This is a genomic window from Hymenobacter ruber (assembly GCF_054783255.1).
In genome coordinates this window covers 504,635-529,168 of the sequence record NZ_BAAGQX010000003.1, presented here as the reverse complement: position 1 = coordinate 529,168, position 24,534 = coordinate 504,635, and the positions used below count along the sequence as shown (strand labels likewise).

Annotated in this window: 14 protein-coding genes; 12 read left to right on the top strand and 2 right to left on the bottom strand. The window is 60.8% G+C overall.

Annotated elements, in window-relative coordinates:
- Positions 1-11: 11 nt before the first annotated feature.
- The 3 genes from ACYVM5_RS09190 (at position 12) to ACYVM5_RS09180 (ending at position 4,324) form a co-directional block, all read left to right on the top strand.
- The gene (locus ACYVM5_RS09190; protein ID WP_460617825.1) at positions 12-1,832 is read left to right on the top strand and encodes a tetratricopeptide repeat protein; all 1,821 of its coding nucleotides are present in this window, start codon (positions 12-14) and stop codon (positions 1,830-1,832) included.
- Entirely contained in the window at positions 1,825-2,613 is a 789-nt protein-coding gene (locus tag ACYVM5_RS09185; RefSeq protein ID WP_460617824.1) for a DUF4292 domain-containing protein, read from the top strand. The genes ACYVM5_RS09190 and ACYVM5_RS09185 overlap by 8 nt, the downstream gene beginning before the upstream one ends.
- A 169-nt stretch (positions 2,614-2,782) precedes the next feature.
- Entirely contained in the window at positions 2,783-4,324 is a 1,542-nt protein-coding gene (locus ACYVM5_RS09180; protein ID WP_460617823.1) for a murein hydrolase activator EnvC family protein, read from the top strand.
- 284 nt (positions 4,325-4,608) lie between these two features.
- Here ACYVM5_RS09180 and ACYVM5_RS09175 read toward each other — a convergent pair whose 3' ends face one another.
- Positions 4,609-5,553, bottom strand: a complete 945-nt coding sequence (locus ACYVM5_RS09175; RefSeq protein ID WP_460617822.1) for a GAF domain-containing DNA-binding protein — start codon at positions 5,551-5,553, stop codon at positions 4,609-4,611.
- A 269-nt stretch (positions 5,554-5,822) separates the two neighbouring features.
- Here ACYVM5_RS09175 and ACYVM5_RS09170 point away from each other — a divergent pair, with 269 nt between their 5' ends.
- The 9 genes from ACYVM5_RS09170 (at position 5,823) to ACYVM5_RS09130 (ending at position 23,771) form a co-directional block, all read left to right on the top strand.
- Positions 5,823-6,224, top strand: coding sequence for a Sec-independent protein translocase subunit TatA/TatB (locus ACYVM5_RS09170; RefSeq protein WP_460617821.1), 402 nt, complete (start codon positions 5,823-5,825; stop codon positions 6,222-6,224).
- A 51-nt stretch (positions 6,225-6,275) separates the two neighbouring features.
- Positions 6,276-6,746: a Sec-independent protein translocase subunit TatA/TatB gene (locus ACYVM5_RS09165; RefSeq protein WP_460617820.1), complete on the top strand. Its 471-nt coding sequence runs from the start codon at positions 6,276-6,278 to the stop codon at positions 6,744-6,746.
- A gap of 34 nt (positions 6,747-6,780) precedes the next feature.
- Positions 6,781-8,211 (top strand): amidase, encoded by a 1,431-nt coding sequence (gatA, locus tag ACYVM5_RS09160; protein WP_460617819.1) that lies wholly within the window; start codon positions 6,781-6,783, stop codon positions 8,209-8,211.
- 173 nt (positions 8,212-8,384) lie between these two features.
- On the top strand, positions 8,385-10,559 hold the full coding sequence (locus ACYVM5_RS09155) for a LysM peptidoglycan-binding domain-containing protein (protein WP_460617818.1): 2,175 nt from the start codon (positions 8,385-8,387) through the stop codon (positions 10,557-10,559).
- A 119-nt stretch (positions 10,560-10,678) separates the two neighbouring features.
- Complete coding sequence (locus ACYVM5_RS09150) at positions 10,679-12,949, top strand: NADP-dependent malic enzyme (protein WP_460618078.1); 2,271 nt, start codon at positions 10,679-10,681, stop codon at positions 12,947-12,949.
- Between the two features lie 196 nt (positions 12,950-13,145).
- Entirely contained in the window at positions 13,146-13,751 is a 606-nt protein-coding gene (gene ruvA, locus ACYVM5_RS09145; RefSeq protein WP_460617817.1) for a Holliday junction branch migration protein RuvA, read from the top strand.
- 122 nt (positions 13,752-13,873) lie between these two features.
- A complete protein-coding gene (sov, locus tag ACYVM5_RS09140) occupies positions 13,874-21,409 on the top strand; it encodes a T9SS outer membrane translocon Sov/SprA (RefSeq protein WP_460617816.1) in 7,536 nt (2,511 codons plus the stop codon).
- 125 nt (positions 21,410-21,534) lie between these two features.
- A complete protein-coding gene (gene gcvH, locus ACYVM5_RS09135; protein WP_460617815.1) occupies positions 21,535-21,915 on the top strand; it encodes a glycine cleavage system protein H in 381 nt (126 codons plus the stop codon).
- 32 nt (positions 21,916-21,947) lie between these two features.
- On the top strand, positions 21,948-23,771 hold the full coding sequence (locus ACYVM5_RS09130; protein ID WP_460617814.1) for a VanZ family protein: 1,824 nt from the start codon (positions 21,948-21,950) through the stop codon (positions 23,769-23,771).
- Between the two features lie 54 nt (positions 23,772-23,825).
- Here the strand turns inward: ACYVM5_RS09130 and ACYVM5_RS09125 are convergent, their stop codons facing one another.
- Positions 23,826-24,362 carry a hypothetical protein gene (locus ACYVM5_RS09125; protein ID WP_198069415.1) on the bottom strand — a complete coding sequence of 179 codons (537 nt, stop codon included), beginning with the start codon at positions 24,360-24,362 and terminating at the stop codon, positions 23,826-23,828.
- Positions 24,363-24,534: the final 172 nt, after the last annotated feature.

Sequence of the window (24,534 nt, the reverse complement as noted above, 5' to 3'; positions counted from 1 at the left end):
TTTTCTTGTATATGCGTCAAGTTGTTCTGAGTCTGCTGGTTTGGGTGGGGCTGACGGCCCCGGGATACGCACAGGCCCCGGCCGGCACGCCTGAGCCGCCGGCCAAGCTGAGCCGCCGGGAGCAGCGTGCCCTCGAAAAAGAGCAGCACGAGTTGGAGAAGCGGGTGGCCGAGTTGCGCGCTAAACGCGCTACGATGCCCGGCCTCTCAGAACGAGAGAAGGAACAAAGCGAGGCGCTGTTTGTGGAAGGTGTGAAGTATGTGATGCTGGAGGATTACCCCAAAGGCCTCGAAAACCTGCTGAAAGCCTACTCGATGCGCCCCGACAACGCGGCCATCAACTACAAGATTGCCGAAGCCAACCTGCTGAGCGGCAACCTGCGCGACGCCACCAACTACGCCGAAGCCGCCACCCGCCTCGACCCCCAGAACGCCTACTACTACCTGCTGCTGGCCCAGGTGCAGGCCAGCCAGAAGCAGTACGAGGCGGCCACCAAAACCTACGCCACGCTCATCAAGCAGGTGCCCAACTCGGGCAGCTACTTGTTCAACTTAGCTGACCTTTACCTCGCCCAAAACCACCTGCCCGAAGCCCTGACCACCCTCGACCAGGCCGAAAAGGAGTTTGGCCAGGTCGATGAGATTTCCTTCAAGAAGCAGCAGATTTACCTAAAGCAGAACAAGCTCGATTTGGCGCTGGCTGAGGGCGAAAAGCTTATCAAGGCCAACCCAACCGAGGCGCGCTATGTGCTGGCCCAGGCCGAGATGTACGCCAGCAACAACCGCCTGCCCGACGCCGTGCGCGTGACCCAGCAGGCCCTGCGCCTCGACCCCGACAACCCCCAGGCTCACCTGATACTGTCGGAAGTGTACCGCCAGCAGAAGCAGGAGGACGAGGCTGACCAGCAGCTGCGTCAGGCGTTTGCCAGCCCCGCGCTGGACATTGATGCCCGGGTACGCATTCTGGTGGGCTACATCAAGCAGCTGCCCAGCCCCAAGGAGCCGACTAACCAACTGGTGCGCGACCTAGCGGCGGCCACCGTTAAGAGCTACCCCAAGGATGCCAAGGCCTATGCCATTTCCGGCGATGTGCAAACCCTAACTGACCACAAAAAAGAGGCCCGCAACACCTACCTGCAAGCCCTGCGCTACGATAATTCCAAGTTTCAGGTGTGGCAGCAGGTGGTACTCATCGATGCCGAGCTGAACCAGACCGATTCGTTACTCGTGCACTCGGGCCGGGCGCTGGAGCTGTTTCCCAACCAGTCGTCGCTGTGGTTCTATAACGGCGTGGCTTACCTCTTGAAGAAGCAGCCCCAGAAAGGCGTGAAAGCGCTGGAGCACGGCCGCAAGCTGGTGGTGAACAACGCGCAGCTGCTGGGGCAGTTTGATGCGCAGTTGGGCGATGCCTACCACGAGCTGCACGAGTACGAAAAGTCGGATGCAGCTTACGAATCGGCCCTGGTGAGCGACCCGGACAACGTGCAGGTGCTGAACAATTACAGCTATTTCCTGTCGTTGCGGGGCGAAAAGCTGGACAAGGCCAAGCAGATGTCGGGCAAAGTCGTGAAGCAATTCCCCGACAACGACACCTATCTGGATACGTATGCGTGGGTGCTTTACAAGCAAAAAGATTACGCCGGGGCCAAAACTGCCCTGGAAAAAGCGCTGCAAACCAGCAAAGACGGCTCCATCATCGAGCATTACGGCGACGTATTGTTCCAGCTCGGCGAAAAGGACAAAGCCGTGGCGGAATGGCAGCGGGCTCACAAAATCGGAGGGACTTCCGACCTGCTGGAGCGAAAACTGAAAGACCATAAACTGTATGAATAAAGTCACGCTACTGCTGGCCCTGGGGCTGCTGGGCAGCTGCGCCCGCAAGGCCGTACCCACTACCACTTCGGCAGCCGGGCCGGGCACTTCCACCCCCGCGATGGAGCCTTCCTTGCCCTCGGTGAAGGCCACCAATACCACCTTCATGTTTCTCAATGCCAAGGCGAAAGCCCAGATTAACATGAAGGGTAACAAGCAGGGCGCCAACCTTTCCCTGCGCATGCGCCGCGACAGCATCATTTGGGTGTCGGCCGGTTTGGCGGGCATCGAGGGCGTGCGCGCCGTGCTCACCCACGATTCGGTACGGGTGATGAACCGGCTGGATAAAACCTACTTTTCGGGCGGCTACGACTACCTGAGCAAGCTGCTGAACGTGCCCGTGAGCTTCGCCCAGATGCAGGCCCTGCTGCTCGGCGACTACTTGCCCGCGCCCACCGGCACCACGCCCAAAGTGGCCACCGAAGAAGCTGGCCGCCAGCGCGTGACCTACCCCCTGGCCGACGTGCTGGTAGAGCGCCTGCTGCAAGCCGGCACCGGCCGCGTGCAGCAGCTCAAAATGAGCGATGAAGCCACCAAGCGCAACCTCACCGTCGATTACACCGACTTCCAGCCGTTGGATGAGCCGGCGGGCCTGCCTTTTGCGCACGCCACCTTCATTCAGGCGCAGCAGCCGGCGGCAGGCGTGGTCACGGCCGCCATCAACTACAATAAGGTGAATACCGGCCGCGAGCGGCTGACGTTTCCGTTTGCCGTGCCCAAGGGCTTTCGGCGCATCAAGTAGCCGGCCCGCAAGCGCGGTTGGTGGAAACTGATTCGGGGCAACAATTAACAACCACTCACCCGATTACCTTTGCCCCGCCATAGTAGTGGCGGGTTTTGAATGGCGCACGTTGAATAAGCAGGTAGTACAGGCTGGGAAAGCACTTGTTTCAGAAGTAAAAGCTGGCGCGATGGCCATTCGTGGCCGGTGGTGGCTATTCGCCCTGTTGGGCCTGCTACTGGCTGGGCCAGTGGGTGCGCAGCACCGCAAGCCCAAACAGCCAGCTAAGCCGGTTCGGCAGTCCGCCAAGCCGGGCCGTAGTGCAAAACAGCCCGTTCGTACCCGCACAAAAACTGCGGCCGGCACCCGGCCGGCCCGCGCCAAAAGCAAAGAGCAGCTGGAGCGTGAGCGCCAGGCCAATCTCCGCCAGATTCAGCAAACCAGCCAGGCCCTGAACCAAACTCAGGAAAAGAAAAAGGTGAGCCTGGGCCAGCTGCACGTCATCACCGAGAAGCTGACCGAGAAAAAGCAGGTTATTCAGGGGATTTCGACGCAGCTGCACGGCATCGAAACCAACGTGCATCAGACGGCGAAACAGGTTATCCAGACCCAGCAAACGCTGGCCCAACTGAAGGCTGAATACGCCCGGCTGCTTTATACGGCTTCAAAAACGTCCAATGCCTTCAACCGGCTGATGTTTTTGTTTGCTTCGGAGTCATTCAACCAGTTTGCGCTGCGGCTGCGCTACATCCGGCAGTACACCGAGGAGCGGCAGCGGCAGGCGGCCCGCATTATGGGCACGCAGTACCGGCTGCACGAGCAGTTGTCGGGCCTTACCAAGCAGCAGCAACGCAAAAGCAGTCTGCTCAACAGCCAGCTGAGCGAGAATAAAAACCTGCTCAGCCTCAAATCGAAAGAAGATGAGATGGTGCAGCAGCTTAGCCAGCAGGAGCAGGGCCTACGCCAGGAGCTGGAGGAACGTCGCCAGGCCGTGAATCGCCTCGACAACCTGATTGCCGAGCGGGTGCGCGAAGAAATAGCCCGCGCCGCCCGCGCCGCCCGCCTGGCTGCCCGCCGCGAAGCCGCCCTGGCCGCCGCCCGCGATGCCCGCCGCGCCGCCGCGGCTCGCAACAATGCCAGCGGTAGCGCCGGCCCGGCCCGCACCCGCCGTAACGAAGAAACGGCCAGTTCCGAATCCAACTCCGACGCCAACAACGACACGGCCAACCCGGAAATGGACGCGCCCGAAACGGCCGCCGAAGCCGCTGCCGACCGCCGCGCTTTGCGCATTGCCCTCACGCCCGAAACGGCGCAGTTGTCGTCGTCTTTCTCAGGCAACCGGGGCCGGCTGCCCTGGCCTGTGAGCCGCGGTTTTATCAGCCAGCATTTTGGGCGGCACCCGCACCCGGTGCTGAAGAATGTGACCGTGGAAAACCGGGGCGTGGATATTCAAACCGCGGCCGGCGAGGCTGTGCGCGCCTGCTTCGATGGCAAGGTGCAAACCGTGACCAACATCGCAGGCATGAACACCATTGTTATGATTCAGCACGGCGACTTCTTCACGGTGTATGCCAAGCTGCGCTCCGTGAACGTGAGCGTGGGCCAGCGCGTGAGTGCCCGCGACGTCATCGGCACGGTGGCGACGGATGCCGAAGGTACGTCCGAAGTGCAGTTCCAGGTGTGGCACAACTCGTCTAACCTGAACCCGGAAAACTGGCTGGGCCACCGCTAACAGGCAGAACCGATTCAAGACCGAACGATTGGAAATGACAGGCTGGCTCGAACCAAACCGGCCTAAAATAAAAAAACACCGCGCAAAGCACGGTGCCTTTCTGAGCTATGAAAACAAACTTAGCTGTCGGCAGCAGCGGCTACTAGCCTGCTGCAACCGATAACCGTATCAAAGATGCAGGGCGGGGTGGCCCATTAACTGGATAATTCGGCGAAGGAGACCATTGGCGCGGCGAACGTCGGCTTTGCCGGGGTATGGGGTTCGCAAGGCTGCTTGGATAGCCTTTAAACCAAGGTGAGCCGATTGAGCAACCCGGCTTTATAAGAGCTGCCGATGGGCACGCGCATGGGCGTGCGGGTGGGGCCGGTGTTGGCACTGCCGTCGAGCAGGGCCGCGTCGGCCTCAATGGCCACAATGCGGTCGAGCCGCACAATGTACTTGCGGTGAATGCGGGCGAAATCGCGGCCGGGCAGCTTGGCTTCGAAGTCCTTCATGGTGCCGTACACGGTGAGACGCTCGCGGGTAGTGTGCAGGTTCACGTAATCGCCGAGGGCTTCCACGTATTGCAAATCGGCAGTGGCCACGCGCACCAGGCGCTGGTCCTGCTTCACGAAGATTTCGGCACGGCCGTTGGTGAACAGCGAGTCGCCGGTGCTGTTGGCCATGCGCAGCACGCCTTCCAGCTTCTGGCGCTCGTCTTCGAGCTGGGTGCGCACGCGGCGCAGCTCCATGTGGGCCATTACCTGGCGGGCCAGCACGCGCAGTGCTTCGCGCTGGTCGGAAGTAAGATGCCGGGGCACGGTGTCGAGGGCGCACAGCGTACCCAGGGGCTGGCCGTCGGGCGAGAGCAGGGGCGCACCGGCGTAGAAGCGGATGTTGGGGTTGCCCGTTACCAGCGGATTATCGGCAAACCGGGGGTCGAGGGTCGCATCGGGTACCTCGTACACATCGGGGGCCCGCATGGCGTACTGGCAAAAGGCGTGTTCGCGGGGCGTTTGCCGAGCTTCGAGGCCCACGCGGGCTTTAAACCACTGCCGCTCGTCATCAATCAGCGACACCAGCGACATGGGTGTGCCGCAGATAAAGGCCGATAGCTGCGCCAAATCATTGAATACCTGTTCCGGGTCGGTGTCGAGGATATTATAGCTATAGAGCGTTTCCAGACGTTCGGGCTCGTTTACCTGCCGTAAGGGAAGGGCGGCGGAATTCGTGGTCTTGGATGATTTCACAACTAATTGGGTTAAGAAAGTACAGCCTAACTCATTCGAAATGAGAAAGCCCGGTTAAAAGGAATAACAAAGCTAATTGGTTGCGACAAGAAGAAGATACAATGCCGTCCAACCGTGACACTTGCCCGTCGAACCCCGCTAAATTGTCCGCCGAGGCCGCGCTTCATCATCTAAACAGCTCTATCGGGTATCTTTGATACTCCAAAAGGCGTTCGGCTGCGTATATCCTCTTTTCTCACCCCTCACTGGGCCCAAGTGCCCCCCTCTCCATGCTTCACTCCCTGTTTCTGATTGGTAGCTTCGGGACAACCGAAATGCTGCTTATTCTATTCGTAGTTATTCTGTTATTCGGGGCCAAGCGTATTCCGGAGTTGTTCCGGGGCATGGGCCAGGGCGTGCGCGAGTTCAAAGACGCCAGCACCAAGCCCGAAGACCAGCAGCCGCAGTACCGCGACCAGCCAGCTCCGCCCTACCAGCAGCAGTACCCGCAGCAAGGTTATCCCCAGCAGGGCTACCCCCAGCAGGTGCCCCCCGCGCAGGGCTATCCGCAGCAAGGCGGCTATCCCCAGCAGCCCCAGCACAACCAGTATGCACAACCCGGCCAGCCCGGTTACCAGCAGCCTGCCCCGCCGGCCTACAACCCCAACGACCCCAACCAGCAGCTCGGTTAGGCTGCGGTCCGGTTCTTTTATTTATCCCGTTTTAACGCGTAGTTAGAAATCATGCAAACCCCATTCATCCTATTTCTGGGCGATATCGGCGGCTCGGAGCTGATGCTGATAATGGTTGTTATCCTCATTTTCTTTGGAGCCAATAAAATTCCCGAGCTGGCCCGGGGCTTGGGCAAAGGCATCCGCGAGTTTAAGGACGCCAGCACGGAAATCCGCCGCGAGTTTGAGCAGGCTGGCCAGCCCGGGCAGCCCAACTACAACCAGCAGCCCAACCCCAACTACGCCCCCCAGAACCAGTATCCCACGCCCCAGCCCTACGCTCCGGCCCCCGTGGCAGAAACCGGCTCTGGCTTCGACCCGTGGGCCACGCCCGCTGCGGCAGCCGTGACCACCGCTCATCCCGAGCCCACGAGCTACCCCACGGCCGATGCGCCCTACGTGGCTCCCGCACTGCCGCCCAACCTGGCCCCCGAAGGCACCCAGCCCCGGCAGCCATACATTCCCGCCAACCCCGACGCTTAAGTCCTGAATCGGTCACCTAAAATCTGCAAATAGTTTGAAGCGTTTTCAGTCTTTATCCGAAGTTCGTAGCGAGCTGACGGCGGGCACCACGTCCTGCCGCCAGCTCGTTGAGTATTACCTGGGCAACATCGAGCGCCAGAATGCTACCCTCAACGCTTTCCTGGAAGTGTGGCCCGACGAGGCTCGCGCCCAGGCCGACGCCGTGGATGCCAAGCTGGCTGCCGGCACTGCTGGCCCGCTGGCCGGCATGGTTATCGGCATCAAGGACGTGCTGGCCTACGCCGGCCACTCGCTGCAAAGCAGCAGCCTGATGCTGGACGGCTTCAAGTCGCTCTACACCGGCACGGCCGTGCAGCGTTTAATTGATGCCGACGCCATCATCATTGGCCGCCAGAACTGCGACGAGTTTGCCATGGGCGGCTCCAACGAAACTTCGTACTTCGGCCCGGCCCGCAATGCCGTGGATTCCAGCCGGGTACCTGGCGGCTCGTCGGGTGGCTCGGCGGTAGCCGTGCAGGCCGATATGTGCCTGGCGTCCATTGGCTCCGATACGGGCGGCTCGGTGCGCCAGCCGGCGGCGTTTTGCGGCGTGGTGGGCTTTAAGCCTACCTACTCGCGTATCTCGCGCTACGGGCTGGTGGCTTTTGCCTCGTCGTTCGACCAGATTGGCCCCATCACCCGTTCCGTGGCCGATGCCGCACTGCTGACCGAAATAATGGCCGGCCCCGATGGCATGGACAGCACCGCCAGCCAGCGCGAGGTGCCCGCCTACAGCCAGCAGCTCACGCCCGCCGCCCACTACCGCATCGGCTACATTGCTGATGCTGTGAACAGCGAAGGCCTGAATCCCGAAATCAAGGCGGCGATGGAAACCCAACTCGACTTGCTGCGCGGCCAGGGTCACGTAGTAGAGGCGGTGGATTTCCCCTACCTCGATTTCATGATTCCGACCTACTACATCCTCACCACCGCCGAAGCCAGCTCCAACCTGGGCCGCTTCGACGGCGTGAAATACGGCTACCGTGCCCCGGATGCCACGGACCTGGAATCGCTCTACAAAAAGAGCCGCGCCCAGGGCTTTGGGGCTGAGGTACAGCGCCGCATTCTGCTCGGCACCTTCGTGCTCAGCGCCAACTACTACGATGCATATTACACGAAGGCCCAGCGGGTTCGCCGCTTGATTAAGGACAAAACCGACGAGCTCCTGCGTCAGTACGACTTTCTGGTGCTACCCACCACGCCCACTACGGCCTTCAAAATCGGCGAGAAGCAGGACCCGGTTTCCATGTACCTGGCTGATATTTTCACGGTGCAGGCTTCGTTGGCCGGCGTGCCCGCCATTTCGGTGCCGGTAGGGGAGGACACCGCCGGCTTACCCATCGGCCTGCAGGTGATGGCTGGCGCTTTCCGCGAGGCCGAGTTGCTGGCTTTTGCCAGCGCCCTCACCGAAGAAGTAGCGGCTTAAAGCTTACGATTTAGCCGCTAGCGAGCATATGAACTGCTAGCGGTAACGAATGCCCCGGTCCACTGGCCGGGGCATTTTTTGTGGCCAAACCAGCCGGAAAGCAGAAAGCTGCGTATCAGAACTTTTTTAGCGGCATCTCTACAAGTTCTTTACCCATCGCCTATCTTAGTGCTATGAAGCAAGGGATTAAGCACGTAAAATTTTCCCGCCCCCGCCCGTTGTGGCTGGGGTTGGCGCTGCCTTTTCTGTTGTTGCAGGGCACCGCTGCCAAGGCCCAGCAAGTGCCGTCGCGTGATTCGACGGGCCGGGTAATTTCCACAATGCCAGCGCTGTTGGGCGACACCGTGCGGGTGCGCCTAGAGCTACAGCCCGATTCGCTGGTGGCCGTGCCTGTGGTGCCCGGCGTCATCGACTCGGCCCGACTGGAATGGCTGCGCACCCCGCCCACCATGCGCGATTTGGTGTGCGACCGCGTGGGTTGCTTCGAAACCGAGGCCCCGCACCAATTCAACAACTCGGTGATGGCCTACGTCACCCTGTTCACGGCTCGCAACCGGAGCTACATGCAGCGCGTGCTGGAGCGCGAAAACCTGTACTTCCCTATTTTTGAGAAATACCTGGCGCAGTACAACCTGCCGCTTGACTTGAAATACCTGGCCGTGGTGGAATCAGCCCTGATTCCCACGGCTAAATCGCCGGTGGGCGCTACCGGCCTGTGGCAGTTTATGGGGCCTACCGCCGGCGACCTGCACCTGAAGCGCGACGAGTGGATTGATGAGCGCATGGCTCCTGAAAAAGCCACCGAAGCGGCCTGTAAACACCTGCGCTACCTCTACGGCGTCTTCCACGACTGGGAGCTGGTGCTGGCGGCCTACAACTGGGGCGCAGGCAGCGTGCAGCGCGTGATGCGCCGCACCGGCAAAAAGACTTTCTGGGACCTGTACCCGCACATGCCGGCCGAGACGCGCAACTATGTGCCCACCTTCACGGCCATCATGTACAGCATGAAGTACGCCGAGGCCCACGGCCTGCGCACGCCCACACTGCGCTACCAGTACGCTGAGCCCATGGATACGCTCAGCCTACGCGGCCGGGCCTTCGACCTGCGCCGCCTGAGCCAGGCTTGCGGCTACGATGATTCGCTGTATCTCACGCGCTTCAATCCGGAGCTGCGGCGGGCGGCGCTGCCCGCTGGTTACCGGCCTTACGTGGTGCGGTTTCCGGCCGCGGCGGCGGTGCATTTTGGCGATGCTGACCGGAACACGCTGCTCGATTATTGCCAGCCGGCCACCGAATTGCCCCGACCGCTGGCCTTCCTGCCGCCCCGCCTCGACGGTGTGGAGCCGTGGGTGAACCGCTCGCTGCTGGCCGCCACCACCGGCCCACGGGCTGATGCTGCTGAAGCTGCGCCCCGCTTCCGGCGCGTCCCGCACAAGGTGAAGCGCGGCGAAACCCTGGCCAGTCTGGCCGAACGGTTTGAAGTGAGCCAAAGCCAGCTGCGCCGCTGGAATGAGTTGCCCAAAGGCCGGCCCCTGAAACCCGGACGCGAGTTGGTGATATTTATGCCAATACCGACGGCGGCCCCCAGCAAGGCGATGGAAACAGTTAAGGTACCAACTGTTGCGCTGGCTCCGACTGTGCGCGTGCGCCCCACGGTATCGGATGAAGAGGTGGCGGCCCGTCGCGAGCAGGCGGAGGCCAACGCCCGCGAAGTGGCGCGGCTGCAAGACGTGATTCGGCAGGAGAAAATGCAGGATGTACGCCTGGCTGCCATTAAGCAGCGGCAGGCTGTGCAACAGGCGGCCGCTGAGGCGCAGGCCCGCATCACGGCCCGCCGCCTGGCGCAGACGCAGGCCGCCGAAACCAAACGTAACGAAGCCAAAGCCACTGTTGCAGCAGTAGCACCGGAGGCTGATGAAACAGAAGAGCCTACTCCGGTAACCGTAGCCGAAATCGGCCCTTACACCGTGCGCAAAGGCGACAACCTCACCAAGCTGGCCCGTGAGCATAATGTAACGGTGGCTCAGCTGATGGCGTGGAATAAGATGAGTTCGGAAACAGTAGTGTCGGGCCAGCGGCTGGTGTTCCGGGCTCCGGTTGGACAGAACGACGCAAGCGAAGCGCTGCGTAAATCGACAAAGCCGACCGTGCTGGCGGCAACCACCGCCAAGCAAGCCAAGCCGGAAAACCGGCTGGAAACGCCCAAAGTGCATCTGGTACAGCCCGGCGATACGCTATTCAATATTTCGCGGCGCTTCGGGGTGAGCGTGCAAACGCTGCGTGAGCTCAACCACCTGGCTTCGGATGAGGTGAAGTTGGGCCAGAAGCTGCTGGTGCCGCAGGGGTAAGGCGTCGGTGCTGGCATTAAATTAAAAACTAAACCCGGCCTTGCTGCGCTTTTCGCGGTAATTTCGCCTTAGACGGCCGCGCTGCCCGCGCGGCCGTTTTCATGTCTGAAGAATTCCCGATGCTCAAAATAAACAAGCAAGACGCCCTCAACTACCACTCGCAGGAGCCCGCCGGCAAGCTCGAAGTGGTGCCCACCAAACCCATGAGCACCCAGCTCGACCTCGCGCTGGCCTACTCGCCCGGCGTGGCCGAACCCTGCAAAGCCATTGCCGAAAACCCCGACGACGTGTACAAATACACCGCCAAGGGCAACCTGGTGGCGGTTATTTCAAACGGCACGGCGGTGCTGGGCCTGGGCAACATCGGGCCCGCGGCCAGCAAGCCGGTGATGGAAGGCAAAGGCGTGCTGTTCAAGAAGTTCGCGGGTATCGACTGCTTTGACATTGAGATTGATGCTACCGACCCCGACGAGTTTATCCGCATCGTGAAATCGTTGGAACCCACGTTTGGCGGCATCAACCTGGAGGACATCAAAGCCCCGGAGTGCTTCCGCATCGAAACCGAGCTGCGGGAGAAGATGAACATTCCGCTGATGCACGACGACCAGCACGGCACGGCTATTATCACCTCGGCCGCGCTGCTGAACGCGCTCGAAATCGTAGGCAAGAAGATTGGCGAAGTGAAGCTCGTGGTGAGCGGGGCGGGGGCGGCGGCTGTGTCGTGCCTGCGCCTGTACCTGGCGCTGGGCCTGAACCGCGACAACGTGGTGGTGTTTGACAAGGACGGCGTTATTAACGCCGACCGCACCGATTTGGCCCCCATTCAGATGCAGTTTGCCACCAGCCGCAATGTGACTACGCTGGAGGAAGCCATGACCGGGGCCGACGTGTTTCTGGGCCTCTCGGCGGCCAATGTGCTGCCCGCTGGCCTGCTGCTGCTGATGGCCGATAACCCCATCGTGTTTGCTCTGGCCAACCCCGACCCCGAGGTGAGCTACCAGCTGGCCATGGCCACCCGCGACGACCTGATTATGGCCACCGGCCGCTCCGACCACCCCAACCAGGTGAACAACGTGCTGGGCTTCCCCTACATTTTCCGGGGGGCGCTCGACGTGCGCGCCACCGAAATCAACGAAGCCATGAAGCTGGCCGCCGTGCGCGCCCTGGCCGAGCTGAGCAAGGAGCCCGTGCCGGAAATGGTGAACAAGGCCTACGGCGATAACACGTTGGCATTTGGTCGAAACTACCTGATTCCGAAGCCGCTTGACCCGCGTCTCATCACCACCGTAAGCCCAGCCGTGGCAAAGGCCGCCATGGAAAGCGGCGTGGCTCGCCTGCCCATCACGGACTGGCACGCCTACGAGGACCAGCTCCGCGCCCGTCTCGGCGTGAACCAGAAGCTGATGAACCGCATCACTTCGGCCGCTAAGGCTAACCCCAAGCGCGTGGTATTTGCCGAGGCCGACAACTACAAAATCCTGAAAGCCGCTCAGATTTTGCAGGATGAAGGCATTTGCAACCCTATTCTGCTGGGGCCTCAGGAAAAAATCGAAGCCATTGCCCGCGAAAACAGCCTCGACCTCGAAGGCTGCGAAATCATCAACATCCTGAAGCAGGACGCCAAGCGCGACGAGTACGCCAACTTGCTCTACCAGAAGCGGCAACGGCGGGGCATGACCCTTTACGAAGGCCGCCGCCTGATGCGCGAGCGCAACTACTTCGCCGCCATGATGGTGGAAACTGGCGAAGCCGATGCCTGCATCACCGGCCTCACCAAGGATTATGGTAAGAGCATTATTCCCTCGCTGCAAGTCATTGGTACCGAAGACGGGGTGAAGCGCGTGTCGTCGATGTACATCATTCAGCACAAGAAAGGCCCGTACTTCTTCGCTGATACCACGGTGAACATCAACCCCACGGCGGAGGAAATGGTCGAGATTATTGGCCTCACGGCCCGCGCCGTGCGCTTCTTCGATGCGGTGCCGCGCGTGGCCGTCATCAGCTACTCCAACTTCGGCTCGAACTCCGGGCCGCTGCCCGAAAAAACCCGCCGCGCCACCGAGCTGGCCAAAGCCCGCTTCCCCGACCTGCTGATTGACGGCGAGATGCAGGCCAACGTGGCCCTGAGTCCCGCCCTGCTGCAGGAGCACTACGGCTTCTCGCCACTGGCTGAGAAAGGCGCTAACACGCTGATTTTCCCCAATGTGGAGTCGGGTAACATTGCCTATAAAGTGTTGCAGGAAATCAGCGGCACGGAGGTAATCGGGCCGGTGCTGATGGGCATGCGCAAGCCGGTGCACATTCTGCAGCTCGGGGCCAGCGTGCGCGACATCCTGAACATGGCTGCCATCGCGGTAGTAGATGCCCAAACGGGCAGCCGGGCCCTGTAAATAGAAAAATACCGGCATTTCGGAACGTCCTGCGGGCTTTTGCTCCACAGGACGTTCTTTTTTTAGGGCCTCATATCTTCTTCATTTCACCCAATATTTTTGGCGGAAAAGCCAGTAAATTTGGGAGATAAAAACCGGGGACTTGTGTTGCCTAAGTAACATCCTGGTCCCTCTCTTTTCTTCCTTTCGCCGGCTTATGATTGCCTACCTCGACGGTAAACTCGCTTACAAAGACGCCACCCTCGCCATTGTCGACATTCTCGGCATCGGCTACGAAGTTCGGATTTCGCTGGCCACCTATTCCAAGCTCCCGGCCGAAGGCGCGGCCACCAAAATCTACACCTACCAGCACATCAAGGAAGACGGGCAGACGCTCTACGGTTTCCTCGACCCCAGCGAAAAGGCGCTGTTTATGCAGCTGATTTCGGTGTCGGGCATCGGGCCGGGCACGGGCATTGTGATGGTGAGCAGCATGAGCGTGGGCGAAATCCGCGAAGCCATCGTGAGCGAAAATGTGCGCGCCATTCAGGCCATTAAGGGCGTGGGGCCGAAAACGGCCCAGCGCGTGATTCTGGAGCTCAAAGACAAGCTGCGCAAAGACGAGCTGCTGGCCAAAGCCGGCGTGGACACCGTGCCGCTGGCCCGCCAACACAATACGCGCCGCGCCGAAGCGTTGCAGGCCCTGGTGACCCTCGGCTTTGCGCGGGCCGCTGCCGAGAAACAGCTGGACCAGATTCAGCACAAGCACGGCGGGGAGCTAAGCGTGGAGGAATTGATTAAATTTGCTTTGAAGTCGCACTGAGTCGTGACGCGGGTTTTTAGCCCGCGTCGTTGCACGGGTTGCCTCGGTTGGCTTGCTATTGTATTTGAAATGCCGTGCCTGACGCGGGCCAGCTGGCTCGCGTCATTATCCACCTATCCTGCTTGAAATCCGGACAGAAATTACTCCCCGCGTCGGTTGTTGTGGTTGCGTCGTTGCTGGCGTGGTGGGCGCAGGCCGCACCCATTGCCGGCCCACGAGCAACTGGTCTGTGGCTGCGCGCCAGCCGGGCCCTGGCCTCCGATACGCCCCGGCCCATCAAAGCACTGGCGGATACCACGGGCCCGTATAAACCGAGCCGGCGGCCCCGGGTGCGGGCGCACGACCGGCCGGGTAGCCCCTTCGGGCCGCACCGCCGCGAGTCGCCGCTGGTGCTGCCCTTGCCTAAGAACGTAAAACTGAACGTTGCGGTTGACGACAGCCTGAAACAATTCGACGTGAAGGAGACGGTGGGCAAGGAGGTTGACTACCGCGACCCCAGCGTGCTTAGCTATAAGCAGTACACGGAGTTTCAACGCCGTCAGGCCATTAGCGACTACTATCGGCAGAAAGCCAAGGGCGGCATCACCGGCCCGGCGGCGGCCCCTGGCACAGCCCAGGCCCAGCGCCTGATTCCAAAAATTTACATGGGGCCGATTGCCAACCGGATTTTCGGGGGCAGCTATGTCGATATCCGGCCGGCCGGCTCGGTCACGCTCAAGTTTGGGGCGCGCTTCAATAAGAACGAAAACCCGGCTCTGACTTTGCGCCAGCAGAGCGTGGGCGACTTTTTGTTTGAGCAGAACATCAACGTCAACCTGTCGGGAGCCATTGGCACCAAGCTCAAGCTGGTGTTCAACTACGACACCAAGGCTGCGTTCGACTTCGACAACCAGATGAAGTTCGACTACGCGGGCGAGGAAACGGACATTATCCGCAAGGTCGATTTGGGCAACGTGAGCCTGCCGCTCACCAACTCGCTGGTGCAGGGCGGGCAAAACCTGTTCGGCATCAAGACCCAGCTGCAGTTTGGCAAGCTGGGCGTGACGGCCGTGGCCGCCACCGTGCGCGGCACCGCCGACGAGGTGCGCATCCAGAACGGCGCGCAGAGCCGGCAGTACGAAATCAAGGCCAGCCAGTATGAGAAGGACCGGCACTTTTTCCTGGCCCAATTCTTCCGCGACCGGTACGACCAGGCGCTGCGCAGCCTGCCCACCATCCAGAGCCAGATTACCATCAACCGGCTGGAGGTGTACGTGACCAACGACAACCGCACCACCGAGAACCTGCGCAACGTGGTGACGTTGATGGACTTGGGTGAACCGTTTCGGTTGTACCAAGGCAAGTACCGCACCGGTAATCCTACTATTCAGTCGCCGGCCAACAACCCGGCCAACACCGAATTTGCTACCCTGACTGCTCCCGGCGCCACGCGTGACAACATTGCGGTCGACGACTTTCTGCAAAGTGCCGCTGGCCAGGGCCTGACCAAGAACGTGGACTTTGAACGCGTGCGAGCCCGCAAGCTCGATACCCGCGAGTACACCTTCAATGCCCAGCTCGGTTACCTGAGCCTGAACACCGCCCTGCTGCCCGACCAGGTGCTGGGCGTGAGCTTCGAGTACATCTACAACGGCAAGACCTACAAGGTGGGCGAGCTGTCGGGCGACTACAACAACGTGACGCCCGACCAGGTCATCTTCCTCAAGATGCTGAAGGCCAGCAACCCCGGCGTGGGCATTGCCGACCCCAGCAAGAACCCCAGCAACCCCAACCTGCTCACGCTGAACACGCCGACCTGGGATTTGATGATGAAAAACATCTATCCCCTGAACGCCTCGCAGCTGCAGCGCGACAACTTCCAGCTGCAAATCATCTACAAAGACGACGCGACCGGCGTGGACCTGATTTCGCTCAAGGAAGGGGCCCAAGTGACCAACCGGCCGCTGGTGGAGGTGCTTAACCTCGACCACGTTAACTCCAACAACGACAAGATTCCGGACGGCAACTTTGACTACTTCCCGGGCATTACGATTGACCCCGAGTTGGGCAAGATTATTTTCCCGAACGTGCAGCCGTTTGGCTCTTTCCTGCAAAGCAAGTTTGCGGGTGAGCAGCAGTACATCGACAAATACGTTTACAACGAACTGTACAACCAGACCCAGAGCGACGCCCAGCAGCGGCAGGAAAAGGACAAGTTTTTCCTGCGTGGGCGCTTTCAGGGCGGGGCGGCTTCGGACGAGATTAACCTGCCGGGGATTGGCATTGCGCAGGGTTCGGTGCGGGTGCGCTCGGGCTCGACGCTGCTTACGGAAGGCACCGACTATCAGGTGTTCTACGACCAGGCCAAGGTGAAAATCCTGAACCCGGCCTACCTGAACTCGGCCAATGAATTGCGGGTGGAGTTTGAGAAAAATGCCCTGGTGCAGGTGCAGCCGCGCAAGCTGCTGGGCGTGCGCCTGGACTACCGCCTGAACAAGGACGTGACCATTGGCGGCACGGCCCTGCACTTGTTGGAAAACCAGGCCCCGGGTATTAACCGTGTGAACATTGGTGACGAGCCGGGCAATAACACCATCATTGGCCTCGACGGCAGCATTCGGAAGGACAGCCGGGTACTGACCAAATACCTCGATATGCTGCCCTTCGTATCGACGAAGGAGATTTCGACCATTGCTTTTAGTGGCGAGTTTGCCAAGCTGCTGCCGGGCCGCTCGCAGCTGGGCAACGGCGAGAATGGCGTGTCGTACATCGACGATTTTGAGAATGCCCGCACGCCCTACACGCTGGGCGGGCTGGCGTCCATTCCGGCCTGGCGGCTGGCCTCCACGCCGTTGCCCATCAAGAATAGTTCGGTGGGCGGGCTGCCCTACAACTACCAGCGCGCCAAGCTGGCCTGGTACACCGTGGACCAGAGCTACTACACCGGCGGAGCCAGCGTGCCGGGCAACATTGGGGCCTCGGACCTGCTGAACCACTACACTCGCGGCATCAAGCGCGACGAGGTGTTTCCGAACAAGGATTTGGGCTCGACCGGCAACGGCTTCGAGTACAGCTTCGACCTGGCCTACTTCCCCAGCGAGCGTGGCCCGTACAACTACAACCCGAACGTAGACAACAACGGCAAGAAGTTTACGAACGGCGAGCGGCCCGAAGACAAGTTTGCCGGCGTGAGCCGGGCCATCACCTTCGATACCGATTTTGACAACGCCAACATCGAGTACCTGGAGTTCTGGATGATGGACCCGTTCCTGAAAAGCACCAACCCCAACGCCCCGGCTGCCCGTGTGAACATCACCGACCAGGACGGCAACGACAAGGCCAACGTGACCGGCGGCGACTTCGTCATCAACCTGGGCAACGTGAGCGAGGACGTGCTGAAGGACGGCAACCAGCACGAGTTTGAGAACGGCCTGCCCGTGACCAACGACCCGCAGGACGTGCAGGACAACACCAACAACACGGTGTGGGGCCGCGTGACGCGCCAGCAGTTCCTGACCGATGCCTTCAATGCCGCCCCCGGTGCCCGTACGGCGCAGGACGTGGGCCTCGACGGCCTGAGCGACGACAACGAGAAGAATTATTTCAGCAATTATCCCTCCACGCTGGGCACGGTGGCCCCGGTGTACGGCACCCTGCCCGACCCCTCGGGCGATGACTTCCGCCACCACCTCGACCCGAGCTACGACCAGAACAACACCAAAATTCTGGGCCGCTACAAGAACTACGACGGCTACGACGGCAACTCGCCCGAAAACAGCCAGCTCAGCTCCACTGCCTTTCCTGATAAGGAAGACCTGAACCGCGACAACGTGGTGCAGGACGTGGAGCGCTACTACGAGTACAAGATGTCGCTGCGGCCCGGCGGTCTTGCTGTGGGCTCGAACTACATCATCGACAACGTGAAGAACAACGTGAACGGTGAGGAAGTGAACTGGTACCTGTTCCGCATTCCGATTCGGGAGGGCTACAAGGTGCAGGGCAACGGCGGCAAGGACTTCGGTTTCAAGTCCATCCGCTTCCTGCGCATGTACATGACCAACTGGCAGGACCCTGTGGTGCTGCGCCTGGTGCAGCCCCAGTTTGTGGCCAACCAGTGGCGCCGCTTCCTGTACCCCATCGTGGATTCGCGCCAGGGCAACACCGCTCCGGGAGGTACCCTCACCGATGCCGATGCCTTCAACATCTCGACGGTGAGCGTGGAGGAAAATGGCATTGCCGTGGGCAACGGAATACCCTATGTATCGCCGCCCGGCATTCAGCGCGACAAAGAGTACGGCAGCAGCAGCACCTCGCGCCTGCAAAACGAGCAAAGCCTGCGCCTGGCCGTGGTGAACCTGCGCGACGGTTTTGCCAAGGCTGCTTACAAGAACATCACCATCAACATGCTGCGCTACAAGCGCCTGCGCATGTTCCTGCACGGCGACTCAGACGACCCCACCACCCTCAGCGGCGACGTGCAGGCTTTCCTGCGCATCGGCACCGACTACAGCCAGAACTACTACCAGTACTCCCTGCCGCTGAAGCTGACCGCCGTGGGCGACCAGACCCCTGATGGCGTGTGGCCCGTGGAAAACCGCATCGACGTAGGCTTTCAGGACTTCATCGATGCCAAAGCCAAGCGCAACCAGAGCGGTGCGTCGCTGCTGATTCCCTTCACGGTAACGTTGGATAACGGCGCGACCATTACGGTGGTGGGCAACCCCGACTTCTCGGCGGTGCAGGGCGTGATGCTGGGGGTGCTGAACCCCACCGACCCCAGCACGGCTGAGAAAACCGTGAACCTGTGGGCCGATGAGTTCCGCGTGTTCGACTTCGAGCAGCAGGCCGGCTACGCCGCTACTGCCCGCCTCAACGTGAAGCTGGCCGACGTGGCCAACGTGACGGCCACGGGCAGCTTCACCAGTGTGGGCTTCGGCGGCTTGCAGGACAAAGTGCAGCAGCGCTCCGTGGACGACGTGTTTCGCGGTGACCTGAACACGACCGTAGCGGTGGAGAAATTCCTGCCCCCACAGCTGAACCTGCGCCTGCCGGTGCTACTCCAGGTAGGCCGCGAAAGCCGCTCGCCCCTCTACGACCCCCTCGACCCCGACACCAAGCTGGAGCAAAGCCTGCAGAAATTCAGGGACCCGATATCCAAAGAGATAAACACTGCGGCCCAGGCCGAGTACCGCAAAAAGGTTATCGACCAGACCACCAGCCGCAGCATCTCGGTGCTGAACGTGCGAAAGGAGCGCGCCCTGCCCAAGCCCGGCGCCCTGCCCGCCAAGCCCAAGCCCTGGGACATCGAAAACGTGGCCTTGAGCTACTCGCTCACCGACCGCCTGCACTCCGACATCCGCACCGACCGCGACTATACCAAGGCCTACACCGCCGCCGTGGCCTACGTGTACCAGACCACGCCCAAGAACTACACGCCGCTGGCCAGCTTCAAGGCCCTGGACAACCCGTATCTGAAGATTTTCCAGCAAATCAATTTCACGCCGCTGCCCTCGCGCTTCTCGTTCCGCACCGACATTGACCGGCGCTACAACGAGCGGTTCCTGCAGCGCGTGCTGAACCCCGGCGAAGTGCCGAGCACCGACGGCATCGCGCCGGTGGTGCAGAAATCCTTTTTCATTAGCCGCATCTACGACCTGAAGTGGGACCTGACCAAAAGCCTGATTTTCGACTATACCGCCACCAACCGGGGCGTGGTTGATGAAGGCACCGGCCGGACCATCGGGGTGAGCGACGATGCCATTCGCAACCGCAGCCAGCTGCAGCAAAACCTGCTGCGCGGCGGGCGCACCGTCAATTTTAATCAGACGGCCGCGCTCACCTACCGGTTGCCGCTCGATAAATTCCCGCTCACCGACTGGCTGAGCGCCGACACGCGCTACGCCGCTACCTACAGCTGGCAGGCCGCCGCCCAGGGCCAGCGCGCCCTCAACAACCCCACCAGCGAAACCGATACGACGACCTACCGAATCAACGTCGGCAACACGATTCAGAACAACGCCGAAATCAGCGCCAACGGCAAAATTGACCTCGTGAAGCTTTATAACAAGGTCAAGTTTTTGAATATCATCAACAACGCGCAGCCGCCCCAGGCCCGGCCCGGGGCCATGCGGCCCAACCTTGGCGATGCCAATGCGGCTGTCAAGCCCGCCCCGGCCGCCGACACCACCCGCGAAAAGCTACGTTTCGTGAAAGCCGTGCTGCGCTCGCTGATGACGGCCCGCTCCCTCAACTTTACCTTCAGCCGGTCCAACGGTACGCTGCTGCCCGGCTACCTGCCCAAAACCAAGGCCTTTGGCCTCGATGAAACGTTTACGGCCCCCGGCCTGCCGTTCATTCTGGGCCAGCAGCCCGGCCTGCAAACCCTCTACGACCGGGCCAGCAGCAACGGTTGGTACACCGACCGGAGCGAATTTCTGAATACGCCGCTGAGCTCGCTGCTTACGCAGACCATCACCCTGCGCACGGCGCTGGAGCCGTTCCGCGACTTCAACATTCAGGTGGATGCGCGCCAGCAGAAGGTGCAGAACCTCGACGCCTACTACCGGCACACCGTGGATGAGCAGACGCTGATTCCGCTGCGCGATGCCAATAACAACTACCTGCCCATCGTGCCCCAGACCCTGGGTTCGGGTTCGTTCCAGACGTCCACCATCACCATCAATACCCTGTTTGGCGACCTCAGCGCCAATGGCGAGACGTCGAAAGCTTTCCAGCGCTTCGTTGATAACCGCCTCATTGTGCGCAACAAGCTGGCCTTAGCCAACCAAAGCCCCAACGGTACCTACGGCTACAATTCGCAGGACGTGCTGGTGCAGAGCTTCATCGACGCCTACCACGGCCGCTCATCGGACGGCTATCAGGCCAAGGAGTTCAGCCCCTTTGCCATGATACCGCTGCCCAACTGGCGCGTCGACTACAACGGTTTCGCCCAACTGCCGCTTATCAAGCAGTATTTCAGCTCGTTCACGCTGAACCACGCGTACTCGTCTATCTACAGCATCGGCAGCTACACCACCACCAATACCTACTCGGCCGAGCCCAGCTTTGGCTCACCGGGCAGCCCGCCGGCTAATCCCTTCCAGGTGAATGCCAGTAACCAGTACCTGCCTTACTACGTGGTGGGCCAGGTAAGCATCGTGGAAACGCTGGCCCCGCTTATCGGCGTCAACTTCCAGACCGTGAGTAAGGTAACCGGCCGCGTGGAATACCGCACCAACCGCACCGTGGCCCTGAACATCACCAACGCCCAGGTCACCGAGCTGTCGACCAAGGAGTTTGTGATTGGCTTCGGTTACGCCACCAACAGCCTCAAGCTGCCCTTCAAGGTGGGCGGCGAGCAGCGCGTACTGAAAAACAACCTCACCGCCCGCCTCGACCTCAGCATCCGCGACAACATTACCATCCAGCGCAGCATCATCGACTCGGCCGACCCCGGCAATACGCAGGGCCTCGCGCCGTCGGTGGGCCGCGCCGAGGGGCAGATTACCAACGGCTCGAAGACCTTCCAGCTGCGCCCCACCATCGACTACCTGCTCAATACCCGCCTCAACCTGCAGTTCTACTACAGCCAGACCATCACCACGCCGCGCATCAGCAACGCCTTCCGCAACTCCAACACCGAAGGCGGCATTCAGCTGCGCTACAGCCTGACGCAGTAGCAGTGGGTTGGTGGGCGAGCGGATTGGTGGGTTGGCAAAGTTCACTGTGTACTTTTGACTGACAATTCCACCAAGTTGCTGCTTTACCCATCCACTACACCACCAACCCACCAATCCGCCATAGTATGAACCTGCCCGCCACCCTGCACTACACCAAGGACCACGAATGGATTCGCGTTGAAGGCGATGCTGCCTACGTGGGCATCACCGACCACGCCCAAAAAGAACTGGGCGACATCGTGTACGTCGACATCGACACGCTCGACAAGGACGTGGCCCAGCACGAAGTGTTCGGCACCGTGGAAGCTGTGAAAACGGTTTCGGACCTGTTCAGCCCCATCACCGGCACTGTGCTGGAAGTCAATTCCCTGCTGGCCGATGCGCCCGAAACTGTGAACTCAGACCCCTACGGCAACGGTTGGATGGTGAAAATTTCCATCACCAAACCCGAGGAATTGAGCGGACTGCTCAGCGCCGAAGCCTACGGGGAGCTGGTGGGAGCCTAAAAAACTAGCACGGCTTTGGCTTGTGCGCCGCGATGCCTGATTTCGTTAACCCCAAGCCAACGCCCCCACTACTCCGTTCCCGCCGCCCCTACGCCGCTTTGCCGCTGCTGTGGGCCGCCGTGGTACTCGTTCTCACGCTTACCCCTTCTGATGAAATGCCGCGCACGCCCGTGTGGGAGCTGCTGTCGTTTGACACAGCCGCCCATGCGGGCGTGTTTTTGGTTTTGGCGGGGCTGAGCTGGTTCTCGCTGCACCGGCAGCGCCGTTGGCCCCGGCTGGCCCGCCACGCCGGCTGGGCCGTGCTGGCCGGCAGCATTCTGTTCGGTGCCGTCATTGAAGTGCTGCAAATGACCATGCGCCTGGGCCGCCACGGCGAGTGGTCGGACCTATTGAGCGACGGCATTGGGGCCGCACTGGCCGTAGGCGTGGCGGCCGTCTGGACGGCCCGCCAACCCGACGGCCGCGTCCGGCCGCTGGCCAGCGGGCCGTGGCTGGTGCTGGCCGCTGCTGCCACGCTCAGCGCCGCCCCACTGCCCGCGCGGGCGCAGAATGCGTTGATAATTCGCGCTCGCGCCCGTCGTACCATTAAGGCCCTGGCTGCGCCCACTATGTACGGCCGGGGCTACTTGAAGCAGGGCGAACACCTGGCCGCCGCCTACCTGCGCGAGCAGCTGACGCAGCTCAAATTAACGCCGCTGGCCCCCAACTACACGCAGCCCTTCACGCTGGATGTAAACACGTTTCCGGGCCGCGTAAGCGCTTCCATCAAAGCCGATGGGGCAGCCGGTAAAATGACGACCTGGAAAGCCGGCACGGCCTGTATTGCCGCGCCCAATTCGGGGACTGGTACTGCCAAGGGCCGCCTCCTGCTGCTCGATACGCTGGTGTTCACCAAAGCCTCGGTGCAGGCCCGCTACCTGCGTACGCAGTGGAGCAGCCGCATCCTGCTCCTGCGCGCCGCCGATGCCAACCGCCTGGCCACGCTGCCCGCCGCGCTACGTCAGCGTCTAAACTCCGCCGCCGCCTGGATAACTGTGGTACCTAAGCTCACCGCCTCGCTGGCCGCTGAGCAAATGCCGCAGCCCCGCGTGGAAGTGCTAGCCGAAAAGGTGCCTATGTGGCTCGATAAAGCTATTTTTGGCGATACTGCTACCGGCGCACCCCAAGGCCGCACCGTGTGGAGCACCGTGCGCGTCGAGGCCCAGCTCCAGCGTAATTACCAGACCCAGAACCTGGCCGCCGTGGTGCGCGGCTCCATCCGGCCCGATTCTTTCCTCATCGTTTCGGCCCACTACGACCACCTCGGCATGATGGGCAAGGACGTGTACTTCCCCGGCGCCAACGACAACGCCAGCGGCGTGGCCCTGCTTCTGGAACTGGCCGCCCACTACGCCAAGCCCGAAAACCGCCCGGCCTACTCCGTCGTCTTTCTGCTTTTCGGGGGCGAAGAAGCCGGTTTGGTGGGTTCCAGCTACTTTGTGGCGCACCCGCTGGTGCCGCTCAAAAGCATCAAATTCCTGTTCAACCTCGACCTGTTGGGCACGGGCGAGCAAGGCGCCACCGTCGTCAATGGCAAGCTGCTGGAGGCACCTTACCGTCGTCTGGTAGCCATCAACGAGGCTCACCATTACCTGCCTGCCCTGGGAGCCCGCGGCCGGGCCGCCAACTCCGACCACTTCCCGTTTTCCGAAGCCAAAGTGCCGGCGTTTTTCATGTACACACGCGGCGGTAGCGCCGCCTACCACGACGTGAACGACCAGCCCAAAGCTTTGTCGCTGGTTGGCTTTGCCGGGGCCTTCGGGCTGGTGCGCGATTTCCTAAACGAAGAAGGAGCCGCGTCCGCCGCAAAAAAATAGTCGGTGGCCGAACTCACGTTCAACCACCGACTACGGTACTGATTTGCAGGGATATTAACCTTTGGCCTTCAGCGAAAGCATGATTTGCTTGGCGATGGGTTCCCACTCCGGCTTCTGACGGTCGGCGCAGTTGAAAGTGCAAATCATCAGTTTGCCCTCTACGTCGGTGAAGAAAACCAGCGTGTAGACCTCGTGACCCATCTCGGGCTTCATGAATTCGAGGTAGCCCACCTTGCGGTTGTTGATGTTCTTCACACCATCACCGAACCAGGTGGCATCCTTGTATTGCTTGTGGTAAGTCTTGCCAAACGAAGCGGAGTACACGTCCACCATATCCTGGTCGGCGTCGTTGTCGCTGTAGTTGAAGGCGAGGCTGATGAGGTTGTTATTGGTGAAGATAACGCTCGGGCGGCTCTGGGCTTTGGCGTAGGCGAAGTCCATCTGCTGCTCGGTCATCACCTCGAAGCCTTTGGGAATGAGGATTTCAACCCGCTCGCTGAGCACACGCTTCTTAACAAGTTCAATTTCAGATGCGGGACGCGCAGCCGTTAGTAAAAGTCCCAGAATACAGAGTAAAAGTGTAGATTTCATACTAATGGGGGATAAGGGGTTGGTAACTAACTGCCTATTTGTAAACCCAAGTTAGATACAATAATTAAATATCCAACTTTGAACGCACAAATATTGTCATTTTTTTTGGGATGCCGGTTGAGTCGGTAGTAAAATTAACAATAAATGCCTAGAAATCGAGCGGTTGAAGGCA

Excerpts from the sequence above, each read along its gene's own strand:
- ACYVM5_RS09190 (WP_460617825.1), top strand. The coding sequence starts at position 12 with ATGCGTCAAGTTGTTCTGAGTCTGCTGGTTTGGGTGGGGCTGACGGCC.
- ACYVM5_RS09185 (WP_460617824.1), top strand. The coding sequence starts at position 1,825 with ATGAATAAAGTCACGCTACTGCTGGCCCTGGGGCTGCTGGGCAGCTGC.
- ACYVM5_RS09180 (WP_460617823.1), top strand. The coding sequence starts at position 2,783 with ATGGCCATTCGTGGCCGGTGGTGGCTATTCGCCCTGTTGGGCCTGCTA.
- ACYVM5_RS09170 (WP_460617821.1), top strand. The coding sequence starts at position 5,823 with ATGCTTCACTCCCTGTTTCTGATTGGTAGCTTCGGGACAACCGAAATG.
- ACYVM5_RS09165 (WP_460617820.1), top strand. The coding sequence starts at position 6,276 with ATGCAAACCCCATTCATCCTATTTCTGGGCGATATCGGCGGCTCGGAG.
- ACYVM5_RS09155 (WP_460617818.1), top strand. The coding sequence starts at position 8,385 with ATGAAGCAAGGGATTAAGCACGTAAAATTTTCCCGCCCCCGCCCGTTG.
- ACYVM5_RS09150 (WP_460618078.1), top strand. The coding sequence starts at position 10,679 with ATGCTCAAAATAAACAAGCAAGACGCCCTCAACTACCACTCGCAGGAG.
- ruvA (WP_460617817.1), top strand. The coding sequence starts at position 13,146 with ATGATTGCCTACCTCGACGGTAAACTCGCTTACAAAGACGCCACCCTC.
- gcvH (WP_460617815.1), top strand. The coding sequence starts at position 21,535 with ATGAACCTGCCCGCCACCCTGCACTACACCAAGGACCACGAATGGATT.
- ACYVM5_RS09130 (WP_460617814.1), top strand. The coding sequence starts at position 21,948 with ATGCCTGATTTCGTTAACCCCAAGCCAACGCCCCCACTACTCCGTTCC.
- ACYVM5_RS09125 (WP_198069415.1), bottom strand. The coding sequence starts at position 24,362 with ATGAAATCTACACTTTTACTCTGTATTCTGGGACTTTTACTAACGGCT.